The 14,855-nt window shown below is 45.7% G+C and carries 7 protein-coding genes; all 7 read right to left on the bottom strand.

Going from position 1 to position 14,855, the window contains the following annotated elements:
* Positions 1-11: 11 nt before the first annotated feature.
* Positions 12-2,009, bottom strand: coding sequence for a fasciclin domain-containing protein (locus tag HMPREF9441_RS07835; RefSeq protein WP_244949684.1), 1,998 nt, complete (start codon positions 2,007-2,009; stop codon positions 12-14).
* A 94-nt stretch (positions 2,010-2,103) separates the two neighbouring features.
* Entirely contained in the window at positions 2,104-4,101 is a 1,998-nt protein-coding gene (locus HMPREF9441_RS07840) for a fasciclin domain-containing protein (RefSeq protein ID WP_244949685.1), read from the bottom strand.
* A 151-nt stretch (positions 4,102-4,252) separates the two neighbouring features.
* Positions 4,253-6,814 carry a hypothetical protein gene (locus HMPREF9441_RS07845; protein ID WP_244949686.1) on the bottom strand — a complete coding sequence of 854 codons (2,562 nt, stop codon included), beginning with the start codon at positions 6,812-6,814 and terminating at the stop codon, positions 4,253-4,255.
* A gap of 323 nt (positions 6,815-7,137) precedes the next feature.
* Positions 7,138-7,383 (bottom strand): hypothetical protein, encoded by a 246-nt coding sequence (locus tag HMPREF9441_RS07850; protein WP_008619959.1) that lies wholly within the window; start codon positions 7,381-7,383, stop codon positions 7,138-7,140.
* Between the two features lie 54 nt (positions 7,384-7,437).
* Positions 7,438-10,662 carry an alginate lyase family protein gene (locus tag HMPREF9441_RS07855; RefSeq protein WP_253270811.1) on the bottom strand — a complete coding sequence of 1,075 codons (3,225 nt, stop codon included), beginning with the start codon at positions 10,660-10,662 and terminating at the stop codon, positions 7,438-7,440.
* 155 nt (positions 10,663-10,817) lie between these two features.
* The gene (locus tag HMPREF9441_RS07860; RefSeq protein ID WP_008619961.1) at positions 10,818-12,269 is read right to left on the bottom strand and encodes a glycosyl hydrolase family 28 protein; all 1,452 of its coding nucleotides are present in this window, start codon (positions 12,267-12,269) and stop codon (positions 10,818-10,820) included.
* Between the two features lie 10 nt (positions 12,270-12,279).
* Positions 12,280-14,838, bottom strand: a complete 2,559-nt coding sequence (locus tag HMPREF9441_RS07865) for an alpha-L-arabinofuranosidase C-terminal domain-containing protein (RefSeq protein ID WP_008619962.1) — start codon at positions 14,836-14,838, stop codon at positions 12,280-12,282.
* Between the last annotated feature and the right edge of the window lie 17 nt (positions 14,839-14,855).

The following is a 14,855-nucleotide window of genomic DNA, read 5'->3' on the forward strand; positions in this document are numbered from 1 at the left end:
TTAAATAGAAATCAATGCGTATCTTCACTCTCAATCAGATTGGTCGGCATGAACTCGATGTAATCCAAATGGCAGTTACCGTTGAGCATCTGCACGAAACGGAACTCATGCGTGGACATTTCCGTCCAACTGAATATACCCAGCACCTTGCGCAGTTCGAACGGGTCGTTACGGGTAGAGCCTTTGATGCCTCCGCTTTGCCCCATCATCAATTCCGTGGAAGCAAAGGAATCCGGCCCTTTCATGAATCCGCGGTTGTGCATACTCTTGTCGTTTTCATACCCGTAGGGGTCGTCTTCCTTGGAATCATAATCCCACCACGCTCCGGGATTGTCCTGCGTGAACTGCCACACCTGCTCCCAACCGATTCCGGCATCCGTACCTTTCAGACGCATGTCGATAGGAATGCCGCAAGGCTCGTCGTCTAAATAAAACTGCGTAATACCGCGCGTGGCCGCATCCACACGATAACCGATACGTACTTCATAACTTCCGGCCGGCACGGGTCCCACGGTAATCGAAGCATCGAACATCCCCCAAATCTCCAAATAGTCACCCAAAAAGAAACTGTGCATGTTCGACCCGATATATTTGGCAAACACCGTACTGCTCTCTTCAAAGTGGAAATTCTTACAATACCCCTGCGGCACATAATAGTCTTTTTTGGAAATGATGTCATTATTCCGCAATTCCGGTGTAAAAATGGTGAAGTCCATACGTATGCGTTTGCCACGCATGATACGCCCTACCTTATCCTCATCGTACACCAACATCCCCGTCAGCGCATGGATAACTCCGTTTTGGCAGTCCAGATTGCTATGTGCCATGTCCAAGGTCACCACATCGTCCAATTCCTCCGCCATATTCGTGTACTGCGCATCATAACAGTTACGTTCGTCATTGAATACCGGTTTCTGCGCATCCTGGTCGCCCCATTTGAAAGCCTGCACCGTAATGATGGACTGCTCGGCCAGCGGCACCAAATACTGTTCCAGCCAGAACGAGCCGTCGCGGTAATTCTCACGCAGCCAATCCGCATCCATCCACGTGTGCGTCACTACGTAATCGCGGGTGTTCACGATCTGATTGGAAGCCAGCATGACCGGCAACAAGTGGTAAGCCACGAAGCGGTACAGGCTGCTGCCCTCGTCCGTATCCGGCAGATCTTTCCCATCCGGATAGAAACGTTTGGCATATTCCCGCATGTCGTCCAACGTACGGATTCCGTTTAATGCCAATACCGAATCCGTTTCCAACAAAGCCGTATAACGGTAATTCTTGGTCTTGGGAAACTCCGCACCGGAAGCGTACGGGTCGTCCGACGGTTTGGTCGTAGCAGGCACGTACGTCTCGTCGTCCAGAAGCGTAAGGGAATTACGCAAACCCGTAGCATGCAAAGCTTCGCCGTAAAGCTTGAAATGGCCTTCCGTCTCGATGTAATCGGCCAACAAGTCGGTATTACCGGCTAAAGCCTTGTCTACGATATGCACCACTCCGTTGACCTTGATATGGTCGCCCGACACGATACGTGCCGAATTGTTGATCATCCACGAAGTACCGTCGGGTGCGATGGACGTGTACAGATAACGCCCCAACATGTTTTTCGTGTCGATGGCCCCGGACGTAAAACCGGCCGTTTCATAGTTTCCCACTTCGTTGGCCTCTCCGTCTATCAGATGATAAAACACCATTTCCTTGACCGCCTCCACGGAATCCAGAAAATGCTCGAACGACCCGTAACCCTGTTCTTTCGCATACGCCTCCATCGCCGTGTTGTTCGGCACAAAACAGGTGTATGAGCCGTATGATTCCAGCAGGGAAAAAGCCCCCGCCGTCTTCAAAGCTTCCGCGAAATCCGAATAATCCGCGTTGTTCTGCAAAAAGTCGCTGATGGTCTCCCCCGTAAAAGTCGTGTAATTCTCTCCCACGTCGTCAGAATCCTGGCATCCGGGAAAACAACAGAACATACAGGCCAAGAGACAGTACGCTACCACATTCTTTATTTTCATATAGAATCTAATTATTAAAAAAAACATAATAAAAGTCTTCTTCTATATCCTACTACGTATACGACGAGACAAATACTTACGCCGATTAAAAAAATTAATGTGTATCTTCTCCTTCAAGCAAATTGGTTGGGATGAACTCAATGTAGTCGAAATGGCAACTCCCGTCTAACATTTGCACCACACGGAACTCATGGGTTTCCATCTTATCCCAACTGAATATCCCCAGGACCTTACGTAAGGCATACGGGTCATTACGTGCAGAACCTTTTACCCCTCCACTGCTTCCCGTAGGTAACAACTCATTAGAAGCAAAACAATCCGGCGCTTTCATGAATCCCCTGTTATGCAAGCTCTTATCATTCTCATAACCATAATAATCCTCTTCATTGCCACCGCCCCAAATATAAGGGGAGTTGATTTGAGTGTACACGTATTCCTGTTCCCAACCAATAGAGGCATCATCCCCCTTCAAGCGCATGTCGATGGGAATGCCACAAGGTTGTTCGTCAAGGTAAAATTGCGTAATCCCTCTATGGTTTGTGTTAACCCTATAACCGATACGCACTTCATAACTTCCATCCGGAATAGGACCAACAGTAATGGTCACATCGAACATACCCCAACTCTCTATATAATCATGTAAATAATCACTGTGCATGTTATCCCCTATATATTTGACAAACACGCTGGCCCCCTCTTCATACTTTAGTTTTTTACAATACCCTTCAGGCAAATAATAACACTTATTTGAAATGATATCATTATTACGCAATTCCGGCAGAAAAGTAGCGAAGTCCATACGGATACGTTTCCCACGCATGATACGCCCCAACTTGTCCTTATCATACACCAATATGCCGGTCAGGGCGTGGATGACCCCGTTTTGGCAGTCCAAATTACTATGCGCCATATCCAACGTCACCACATCGTCCAATTCTTCGGTCATGTTCGTATAACGAGGGTCGTAACAATTACGTTCATCATTAAATATCGGTTTCTGAGCATTCTCACTCCCCCATGTAAAAGCCTGAACCGTAATGACTGACTGTTCGGCCATGGGTATGAGGTACTGCTCCAACCAGAACTTTCCGTCCCGGAATTTATCATTCAACCAGTCTTCATCCATCCACGTATGGGTGAAAGCATAATTTCGTGTATTAACCAACTGATTGGAAGTCAACATCGTCGGTAATAAATGGTAACCTACAAAAAGCGACAGGCTGCTTCGCTTGTCTTCGTCCGGAAAATCCGCCCCTTCCGGATAGAAACGTTTGGCATATTCCCGCATGTCGTCCAACGTACGGATTCCGTTCAATGCCAACACCGAATCCGTCTCCAATAAAGCCGTATAACGGAAGTTTCTTGCTTTCGGGTATTCCGCCGTACTTGAATATGGGTCGGTAGCCGGTTTCGTTACCGGTGCCACATAATGTTCATCATCAATCTGCAGCAAGGAGTCCCTCCAACCGGTAGCACGAAGAGCATCCCCATACAAATTGAAATGTCCTTCCGTCTCAATGTAATCAGGCAGCAAGTCCGTATTACCGGCCAACACCTTGTCCACCACATGCGCCACACCGTTGACCAACATGTGGTCGCCCGACACGATGCGTGCCGAATTGTTGATCATCCATGCAGTCCCATCGGGTGCAATGGACGTGTACAGATAACGCCCCAACATGTTTTTCGTGTCGATAGCTCCGGACGTAAAACCGGCCGTTTCATAGTTTCCCGCATCGTTGGCCTCACCGTCTATCAGATGGTAAAACACCATTTCCTTGACAGCTTCCACCGAATCTAAAAAATGCTCAAACGACCCGTAGCCCTGTTCTTTCACATACGTCCCCATCGCCGCGTTATTCGGTACAAAACAGGTATATGCCCCATAAGACTCCAACAAAGGCAAGGCGTTAGCAGTTTTGAGAGCATCCACAAATGCCGAATACTCCTCGTTATCCTGCAGGAAATCGCAGACGGTCTCCCCCGTGAAAGTCGTGTAATTCTCCCCCACGTCATCGGAATCCTTGCATCTCGGGAAAACGCAAAACATGCAGGCTAACGTCCCGAATAGAAAAATCTTTCTTATTTTCATCTTCATCTCTCTTTTAAACAATCATACGTTTCGTGTTTCCACCCTCTATTTCCTACTACGTATCTCATGGCCCAAATACTTACGGTTATTAAAAAATTAGGCGAAGCCTTGAAAACTCCGCCCAATCATTATCTAATATCCGATATTGCGTTTACCTCACCAACACTTTCTTCACCGTGTCGCCCACACGGACAATATACATGCCCGGAAGAACCGTCTGGTGCACCGTACCTTCAAAGGAAGCCACGCGCATGCCGTCTACCGTATAAATGGCACCGGCCTCTGCCGTGAAGACATTGATGGTACGACCGGTCACGAACACCTTCAAACCGTCTCCGTCGGCCTGTACGTCGCAGATGGCCGTAGCGAAGCTTTCGGACGGAATATCTTCTTCCGTTTCAAACGTACGGATCCAGTCAATGTAGAGCGCATCGTCTTTCTGGAAGCCCATCGTACTGAAATACTGGCTCACGTACGGCATCTTGCCCACGCTGATATATTTCAGTAGGTCCCAGTAATATACATCGCCCTTGGCTTCGGCGTCGGCCAGATTCAAAGCAAAGTCCGTAGCACTTGTTTCCGGTTTGCTCAAGAAGTTGAATACATCCACCGTAATGTCGGGATTCGTCCCTTTACATTTGATGGCCAGATAACGCCGTACACCCGGATTCAAGTTCACCAAGCAAGCCTCGTCACGCACACCTCCCGCCGGGTCGCGGTCGTAGAAGTTCGTAAATACACCGCCTTCACGACGCATGGAAGGACTGGCCGGATAAACCGTCGCATTGCCTAAAGAAGTCCCGTCGAACGAATCGTATGTTTCTGCCGCCGTCAGTTTCAGGCAACCCAAGTCTTCTCCGTCTTCGCTCTTGTAAGTACCCTTGTTCACACGCGACCACATGCGCCAGCGTTGCATACGCCAACCATCCAACATAAACGTCTGTCCGTGTTCGCCCATAACCAGTTCCGCACCGTTTATCGTACCTTTCGTGCTCGGGTCTTCCTCGACTTCGCCATTGAATTCCCAAGCCTCGAACAGTCCGCTCTTCTCGTCTTCCGTCGGATTATAACTTTCCAATGCGTCTACGATTTGGAACAAATAAGGCTGCATGTCGTCATAACTTACCTCCGGGAACGCATTCACGGTCTTCAATTCATAACCCGACTTATAGTAATAGAAAGAACCGCACTTCATGTCGAACAACCCGTAACCGTCGCGGTCGGCAAATGTGAAAGTTGCAGCATCTCCCGAGCCCTTAACCAAAAGCAATGTCCCGTCTGTACATTGTACGACTACGCCATCCTTGCCCTTCAAATTATAAGCACACTGACCGTTAGATACTCCAATAGGAACAAAAGTCAACGGAATAGCACTTTCGTTAGCCCCTAATGCCAAAGGACGACCTGTATAATTATCCTTTGTCACTTCCGATTGAGCTGCATACAATGACGTAGCTGCATCAGACGTACGAATATAGTTATACACCAAATTCTCCGACGGATTAACATAAGAATAAAACTCCGCAATCGCAGCATTGATATTTTCTATGGCAGACAGATATTCTTCCGTGGTAGCATCTGACTTATTGTACACGACATCAGCATCTGCATGTACGTTTTTCAAAGCCGCATAAGCTGCGTCGGCATCTCCTGCGTAATTTTCAAATCCTTTAATCACTTTTTCTGCCTCATATAAAGCCGTATTCAAAACATCTTTTTGAGGATTTTCTATCGCACCGTCCCCCCAATTGTTTTCTTCTGTCAGGCTTTTTACTGCGGCATCCATTGACGTATAGGTTTTGAACCATTTCACGTTCAAATAAGGCAACTCTTCCCGCGTTTTCGCACGGGCTACAACCGTATCTCCATTTTCATCAGTTTCCACATACATTGTATCTGCACGAGTAATAAAGCCCAACGAACAATGGGATATCTTAATAGGCACACGGTCTATCAAACGATGAGAGGCTAAGGCCAATTGGGAGGAGTCACGAATAGAAGCAAAATTGACTGCTACGATAATTTCACATTTGTCTTGACTTTCTGTCACAGGCAAACGTTTCATATACCATACAGTATCATTCTGTTGGGCAGTAAATTCATTCACATCTTTATTTATTCTTATGGACAAAGTAGAGTCATTCCCTTCCCTATTATATAAATAGATGGAATCACGCCCTAATTCATCTTTAGCCCATGGACAATGCGACTTCACCACATCCAAAGCTTTGGTAAATCCCCAAAAACCTCCACCTCCATTATTCGGCAAATCAACGTCTTGCTTTCCTGTATAAGGGTCATGCCAAAAGAACTCAATCCAGAAATTACTGTCGCCGGGTGTCTTCACCTGAGACTGACGCGGAATAGACAACTTGGCCACAAAAACCGGATAAGAGGGAGTAATGGTCATAAAACCTTCCCCTTTCACCTTTTCACGCCAATCAATACGTGAACGAAATTGAAAACCACCTTTGTCTTTATCAAAGGCAGTGTTATGCACTCCAGGAATCCATCTCAAATAATCGCCTTCAAATTCATAACTCGGCTCCCATTGTGCCCATTGTTTACCTTCCGGACCAAACTCAATTTGGGCATTGGCCTGCATTTGGGCTGCCGTCCAGTTGTAATACCCGTTCACACCGTGAACGTCGCGCGCCCCGGCCATTCCGGCCCAACAGAGCAAAGACGCACTGAGTAAATGTCTCAATCTCATAATTTTTAATTTAAAGTTATACTATAAAAATAGAACTCTCTCTATACCCTACTACGTTTCACAACCTCAGAATACTTACAGAAGAAAAAAAATTTTTAGTTTCAATTCAAATTTTCCTTGCATGCCACATACGTCTCCCTGAATTTTTCATAAAGACCTTTCATCTTTCAGGATGTAAGACAAGCCTTTCATTTCCTTTGTATTATAAGCTGAAAGATGTCCCAAGCATCCTTCAGCCACGCTTCATTCCGTTCGCCTGAGATTATAAAATCGTTTGCCTGAGATTGAAAAATTGTTCGCCTGAGATTGAAAAATCATTTGGCTTAGAACTTTTTATCCCTCTCCGTTATGAAAGAAGGCTGAAAGATACCTGAAACGTCCTTCATTCTATAATATTCTATATCACAATTGGTTACCATATAATCTGAAGGATGAAAGGTCTTTTTGAAAAATTCTGAGGGGGCGAGCACGGGGAATGACGGATTTCCGATAGAGATACTTTGTCCCCCTCTGATTTCTACTACCTCCTCATCTTCATCTCCTCTGCAAATAACACCGTTCAAATCCATTCCCCTCGATTATTAATCCCACCAAAAAAAATGAATTTGAACGGTGTTGTATATTTAACGTCCCACAATACGCTTGTAAGTTTTCACGGTACCATCAGATAATATTTGTTTTTGGATATAAAATCCTTTGAGAGGTTTGTCTATCCGGGTACCATCTGCTTTATACCAAATGGTTGATTTTACTTGCAACTCATCGCTATTCCTATGTTCCAATATAGCAGTTTTAACGGTTACTCTTAAGCGACGTTTGACCGGCGTAGCTTCACCCCATTCCTCGTTTCCGTTTTGATAGGCTACGATATAGGTGTTACCAGGCCCCACCACGTGAATTTTTCCATTTACAATGGTAGCCACATCAGTCTTTGAAGATGAATAAGTAACGGGTAACCCCGACGTGGCCGTTGCCTTAGGTGAAAAATCTGCAATCCCTTCTTCTACCACACCTAATTCGGGAAAGTCAATAGTCTGCTCTTTCAAGCTCATCTTACGACCATAAAACTGAACCTCCGCCACATTGCAAAAACCATCTTTAGGAGACATATAACGTAAATATCTGAATTTCTTTCCTGTCGATGAAAGTTTTATGTGAGTATACTTCCCTTCTTCTGGCGTAAATGTTACAGTATAAAGCGTTTCCGCATCACTGAAATCCATTTTGTTTGCACCTTGAAAAACACCACCTACCATACGCTGTGGCATACCATTACGCGGTGCGAAACGTAATTCATAAACATAAGCACGATTATTTTCCCCTAAATCATACCCCACATAGGCCCCGTCTTTTTGTGAGGAATCGAAATAAGTATCCAATAATCCATCTACAGCCGCCTGTTTCATTGTGGCAACGTTGTCCTCCCAACTTCCGTCCGTACCTATAACCACTCCCTCCAGTTTTTCTATACTGAATATTTCTACAATATCCGACTCGCAGTACGAACTTGTACCCAATCTATTTACTGCCATAACCCTATAATAATAGGTTTTGTTCTCTTCCACCGAGGTATCAACAAACGACAGCACAGAATCGGATAACAGCGTTTGAAACTCACCGTCAATGGATTCCGCACGTTGCAAGACATACGAAGATGCTTCATCAGTAAAAGCCCACCTAACAACAACTTCCGGTTCTCCGTTACATTCTGCTCTAATATATGCAGGCGACAACGGAATACCCAATTTAGGCATGGTGACACTTACAACAGCAGACTCATCACTATAACCACCAAATCCACGGCTTTTGATGCCATAGCTGTAAGTCTGCTCGGGTACCAGACAAGAATCTTGAAATATAGGTTGTATGGCAACATACTCTTTTCCATCGTGACGTGTAAGCACATAGTCTATAGCACCTTTTACCGGAGTCCACGAAATAGCGGCACGCGTACTGTTGCAAGCATCAACCTGTACATTTTGCGGCGTGTCTACAACCGTGAGTACGTTTTCCACAGTGACATGGTCAAATATAGCTTCGTAAGCTTCACCTGTGTCAGATGCCGTACTTGAAGCCATCCCAACGTAATAATCACTTGCCATGGAAACCGATTGGCGACCAATCTCAAACCAATTCATTCCGTCGCGAGATTGATAAGCCATGAACACATCCCCCTCGCGTTGTAAGCGAAACCATACGGGTGCATAAGTGAAATCATTGCCTTCCACCCAAGAAGTTCCACCACCTTGTGAAGAGCGCGTACACATGCGGCATAAACGATAACCCACTTCGCCTAAAGTGATACCAACCCGCTTGGATGCACCATCAAGAGATTCACGCATTATGATACCCACCTTATAAAAAGCTTCCTCGGTAGAAACCAATCGAACAGTAAATATGGCATCCCCTTTTACCTTTCTATAAACAAAACCATGCGCATCATTTGTGCCGCCAATGTCATGCCCCACTCCCGATACGGCAAAAGAACTGCTTTGGGTATTGAGGTACTTTCCTGCCCCTATACCTGTTTGCCCCACATCTTCAAAAGCCCATTCTTCAGGCAATATTTCACTTCCGGCAGAGGCCGTCAAAGGACCGACGACATCAGAGGCTTCACTTTCTCCTGCATAATTAAAGAGAATCACTTTATAATAATAAACATGTCCTGCAATGACGCTATGGTCTTGGTAGCTATTTTTTGTAGAATGGTCTACAGTAGCCACACAATTATAATTCACGCCATCTGAAGAACGATAAACTTTATATCCGCTTTGGTCGTCGAGTACAGGGTGACTCCATGAAAGTTCCATAAACCCTATTCCTTGTGTCACTTTAAATTGAACCGGCTTTTGAGGAACCACTTTAAACACGGGAGACAACTCCGGATCGGCCACATAAAAGAGTGTATGATAGAAACGTCCGGGACGAGCCACCTTGGCATAACGATCTAAGTAATAATACTGGGAACCATCCAATTTTTTCACTTCCTTGTAATGATGCAAAGCACATTCAAAAATAGAACCGTCTGGATACAAACGATTCCCGTTATTATGGGTGGACAAATAATACCAACGTCCAACAGGAGTATAAACCATAGAGTCTTCATATCCCAAATTGGCTTGACACCAATAATCGAAACTGCGCAACAGACGATTGTTATCGTACCCGAACAAGTCATCACCTTGTACCCAGGCCACATGTGCCATACGGCACAAATCATCAAGGACAAGATTGGCGTGGACCATGTCGCGTCCCATTTCGTTGAGTTGTCCGGAATCGGTAATGGCTCCCGTTATCGAACCGGGAATAGATTCGTTTTTAAAATAACCGATGGCTTCATCGTAGATGGCTTCATCATCAAGTAGTACGCCAGCTATAAGCAAACCGTCGATGGCACCCGCTGACCAACTGCTCATTCCGTTTGTTCTCTCCTTTCTTAAAGCCGGAACAAGAATTGTTCGCACTTTATTTAGAAACTGATTGTATGAAACCTCCTCCCATCCACTATAGAAAGAACCGTCGCTTAAACGCAGCAATTCAGCCGCATAACATAAATCTCGAGCCGGATACTGGTAGAGCTGCTGTGTAGCACTTTCCATTTTCTCTGCATACACCGACAGGATGCGAGCCGCACAATCAGCATATTTTACATTCCCCGTAACATGCCATTGCAGCGCATTGTAGAAAGCCGCCATGGCATCATTGCTCACCTGTTGGCGAGTACCATCACTTCCTCCGATTTCAATATGTCCCGAAGTGGTGTAAGACGGGCTGGCATAACGGTCGCTTTGCAGAGTTTGCCATTCACTATAAAACGGTTCTGTTTTGTCTGCAATATGTTTCTTCATCTTCTCTATTTCAACTATCGAAACCATTGAACACGGATGTTTGAAATCACGTGCCCAAAGAAAACTTACATTACTTATTATTAAGCAACACAAAATAAACAAGCCTTTCTTCATTTGTATATAATAATTAGTTAAACATTCGCAGATTCCATTTTTTATTTTACGATCATTTTGCGTATGAGGCCTTTATCCTCGTTAAACGGCTTACCGTTCAGCATCACATTCTCTATCGTATATTTCCCTATGACACGGTTGGCATCATAATCTGTAATCAAACTTGGATTCATACACCCTTCTGAATCGAATACCGAGATATTCCGAAAATGTACATCCCGAATTCCGTTACCCGGAGCACGATTGTACTTCTCGCTGTAAATCACCTGCATTTCAAACAAACGCCCTCTGGATATGTCTTCAATGCGAATGGAATCGTACACCACGTCACGTACCACATTCTTATCTCCACACCTAATGGACAGCATTCCGTCTCCCTCATGAAAAATGATGTCACAGTCGTGGATACGCACATTTTTCAATGTCTCGCCTGACTCGCTCCGGTCATCCCCATGAGTTCCTATATTCACGGGATGTGCCCAGTCACACCATAAAGTAGCTCTGGAAATATCCACATCCTCAGTGCCGCCCCAATACCACCAACGGTGATTATAAAGCGCAATGCAATCGTCTGAATTCCGTAAAAATACATGGTCGATCTTCACATGACGACAACTCATCAGGTCGATACCGTCACTCCACGGACGAGCCGAAAAAGACTTCAAGTTACAAATGGTCAGATTTTCCGATTGACCGCCATACACAGTATAATGTTGTGGATTCAAGATGGTAATCCCATCTACCAGCACATTTTTGGAATAAGTAATCTCAACCCCACGCAAAGGATGGGCTACGATTCCCCGGCCTATGATACGGACATTCTCGGCACGATCCACAATAAGACGGGCCCGAACTACCGCACCGGGAGCCAGATAAACCGTCGTATTGCTCGGTATCTTGATTTCCCCACTCGGCAAATCCTTAGGAAAATGTACCCCCGGACCGAAGTAAATCAATCGCGCATCCTGTTTAAACACGTCTTGTGCGTTCTTTCCTTTCCAATTAATCGCATCTGGTTCTTCCCCCGTATAGGTCTCGGCAAGCATGTCATTGGCAAAGATATGAAGGTTCTGCTTGCGCTCACCATTAAATTCCACGCTCAGGAATTCAGGACGATGCAAAGTAAACTCCACGGTACGTGCATCCACCTGACGACAAGCGATGCCACGAGAGGAAGGCTTCACTTTTACTTGCATTTTGCCATTCCCGTCCCATGCATCTGTGCGGCAGTTCTTCACTCGGACCACCACGGGACTTCCCATCTCGAATTCAGCAAACGAAGCATGGCGCACATGTCTGGTATCCACATCACACCGTAAATTAGGTACCCGTATCCATTCCCCGCTTCCTCCTGCAAGAGATTTTACAGTCACATCATAATCCGGACTCCTTTCCAATCCGTCCTTGCCCTCAGGCCAGGCACTGACACGCACCTGTGCTTCCCCAAGTAAAGCAAATAAAAAACTCCAAACTAAAATCAGCCATCTTTCCATAATCCGTTATTTATTGTTCATTATTCAACCCGGAAACATCCCTCTCTGCCTTGATACGTAACACTGTATATGAAAAAGGGCGGAACGTATAAGTAAAATCACGTCCGAAATCACCGTAACCGGATGTCACAGGATAAATCTTCCGTGGATTCTCGAAAGAATTTTCCTCTGCTCCACTCCCAGCCGCCAAAGTAATGACCTTGCCTTCAGGAGCCACCCGTCGTGCCCCGTCAATACGGAAAGAAACCGGATAGACCGAATCTGTGGCATTGACGACTTTCAAAACCAACTCACCCGCATGTTCATCATAGCCGGAATCCACAAACTGTAAAGGTACGGGCTCGGGTACATGGGACAGTACCAAATTCCCGTCTACGTACAATTCACTCTTGCGAGGGGAAACCACCAGCTTCAAATCATACCAACGACCGGTTTCCACCCTCACGTCCTGACATTCTGCCAACACTTTCGCCCGGTTGCTGTTGGCCACTTGCTGCAATACGGCCTTTTGATTATCCCATCCACCTATATTATACATATAACCATCTTGGCCGTTGGCCGTCATACCAAAATAAATCAAGAAACCTTCTTTACCACTCACCCGGCGTGCCTTACACTCCAAAGTGTAATCATTATCCTTAAACCCTTTCAGAATATACTGGGTGCCGGTTTCCAAAGAAGTTTGAGACAAAACGCCATCGGTATAGCTCCAACTTCCATAATTCCGTGTAGTTTCCCCGAGCGGCACATCTACCCTATGCCCCTTTGATACCCACTTGAAGTCCTTAAATTCCACAGCAGTAGCCCACGAACCAAAGCCGATATGGCCGGATACATACGAAGCCGTATCAGTTGCCCGTAAAACCTTATCATTCGCCACATTATAAGTAGGCCTGTTCTCCACCGCCATTTTCTGCACATAATAGGATCCACGTCCGACCACTTGCTCGGAGTCGAACCAAATCAGATTGGTCGGCCATTTACGATTGTTACGATTCTCCAGCAAGGGGGCATAAGAAGCCATCTTCACCAAATCGCCGTTACGCTCCATACCGCCAATAAATGCCGCTTCCGACAAGGCTGCCCACATATTTCCACCGCCCACTCCTCGGTTACAAGAATATTCACCGACGTAAACCGTGTGCTTCCCCCGTTCGTAATGATCAAACAAATCCGTATTCCGGAAAAAGAACTCCGGTGCCACATAATAATGCGGATCCACCATATCGGTTTTCGTAATGCCCATCGGTCCGTTTCGTTCGGGCATTTCGTTATAAATCAAAGTAAGTTGAGGGTACTTTTGCTTGATGGCCTGATAAAACATATCGAAACGGCGGTCATATTCGTCTCCCCAATTTTCATTACCTATCTCAATATACTGCAAAGGGAAAGGTGCCGGATGTCCATCGGCTGCACGACGTGCTCCCCATTCCGTCAACGTATCCCCCAACGCGTATTCTATCGCATCCAAACAGTCATCTATATAATAAGATATATCACTTTTTTCAGAAGCTTCCCCCATACGGAACTGGCAACTCAAACCCACATTACAGACATACATGGCCTTGGCACCGATGTCCTCACAAAACTGCAACATTTCATAATAGCCGAAACCATAAGAGCAACGATACCCCCATGTGCTGTATTCCCCGGGGCGCGCCGCCGGATCGCCCAAAGTTTTCTTCCACTCGAAACGGTTATTCAAAGTAATGCCTTCCACCACACAACCACCGGGCCAACGGAAAAAGGCGGGTTGCAAACCGGCCACCATTTCCGCCACATCCTTACGTAAACCGTTCTGGCGTTTCTTAAAGGTATTTTCAGGAAAGAGAGACACGTAGTCCAACCACACCTTCCCGGGTGCATCGAATTCTATAGCTAACGATGACTTACAGTCCGTGGCCACAGATGTCAATACCAGTGTCATATCATGCCATTCACCGTCAGGAATACAAGGTAATAAAGCCCGTGCCAATATATCTCCTTTTTCCGACAGCAACTTAGCAGTAAGGGTTCCCTTATAACCTGGATCCACACGCACAATGGTACGTAAATGATAACGTTCGTTCTGCCGAATACCCATACCCCAATATCCTTCGTTAACCAACTGTACAGCACCTGTTGTTTTCTGAATAAACAATTCCAAATTGTTCGGAGCCGTAGGATACATAGGACGTTCTTTTGTCAAACGCATGGAAGCCTCTGACAAATCTCCGGTTTTCAAATTCCACCCCCTGATTTTGCCTCCATACCACTCAAAAGAACGCTCACGTATCTCGCCAGTCAAATGATAAGGTTTGGCAAGAGGTATCAATTTCGTTCCTTCTATTCGATACCCTTCAGGGATTTCATCTTCTTCAAAACTTCGGTTCTGTACCAATTCCGCATACAAGCCTCCATCACCAGCGTGGTTGATTTCCTCGAAAAACACACCGTACATGGAAGAAGAAATATCAGCCCCCTTTTGTCGTAAATTTACCACAACCTCTTCCGTTATCTGGGACATATTCTGGCATCCCATGACCGATGGAAAAAACAAGACTCCGAAAAGCCATTCTCGAATATACATATTTTTTTATTTTTGAT

Source organism: Paraprevotella clara YIT 11840 (genome assembly GCF_000233955.1).
Classification (GTDB): Bacteria; Bacteroidota; Bacteroidia; order Bacteroidales; family Bacteroidaceae; genus Paraprevotella; species Paraprevotella clara.

Bases quoted from the DNA above. Each gene is read 5' to 3' on its own strand.
- HMPREF9441_RS07835 (WP_244949684.1), bottom strand. From the start codon at position 2,009: ATGAAAATAAAGAATGTGGTAGCGTACTGTCTCTTGGCCTGTATGTTC.
- HMPREF9441_RS07840 (WP_244949685.1), bottom strand. From the start codon at position 4,101: ATGAAAATAAGAAAGATTTTTCTATTCGGGACGTTAGCCTGCATGTTT.
- HMPREF9441_RS07845 (WP_244949686.1), bottom strand. From the start codon at position 6,814: ATGAGATTGAGACATTTACTCAGTGCGTCTTTGCTCTGTTGGGCCGGA.
- HMPREF9441_RS07850 (WP_008619959.1), bottom strand. From the start codon at position 7,383: ATGGATTTGAACGGTGTTATTTGCAGAGGAGATGAAGATGAGGAGGTA.
- HMPREF9441_RS07855 (WP_253270811.1), bottom strand. From the start codon at position 10,662: ATGAAGAAACATATTGCAGACAAAACAGAACCGTTTTATAGTGAATGG.
- HMPREF9441_RS07860 (WP_008619961.1), bottom strand. From the start codon at position 12,269: ATGGAAAGATGGCTGATTTTAGTTTGGAGTTTTTTATTTGCTTTACTT.
- HMPREF9441_RS07865 (WP_008619962.1), bottom strand. From the start codon at position 14,838: ATGTATATTCGAGAATGGCTTTTCGGAGTCTTGTTTTTTCCATCGGTC.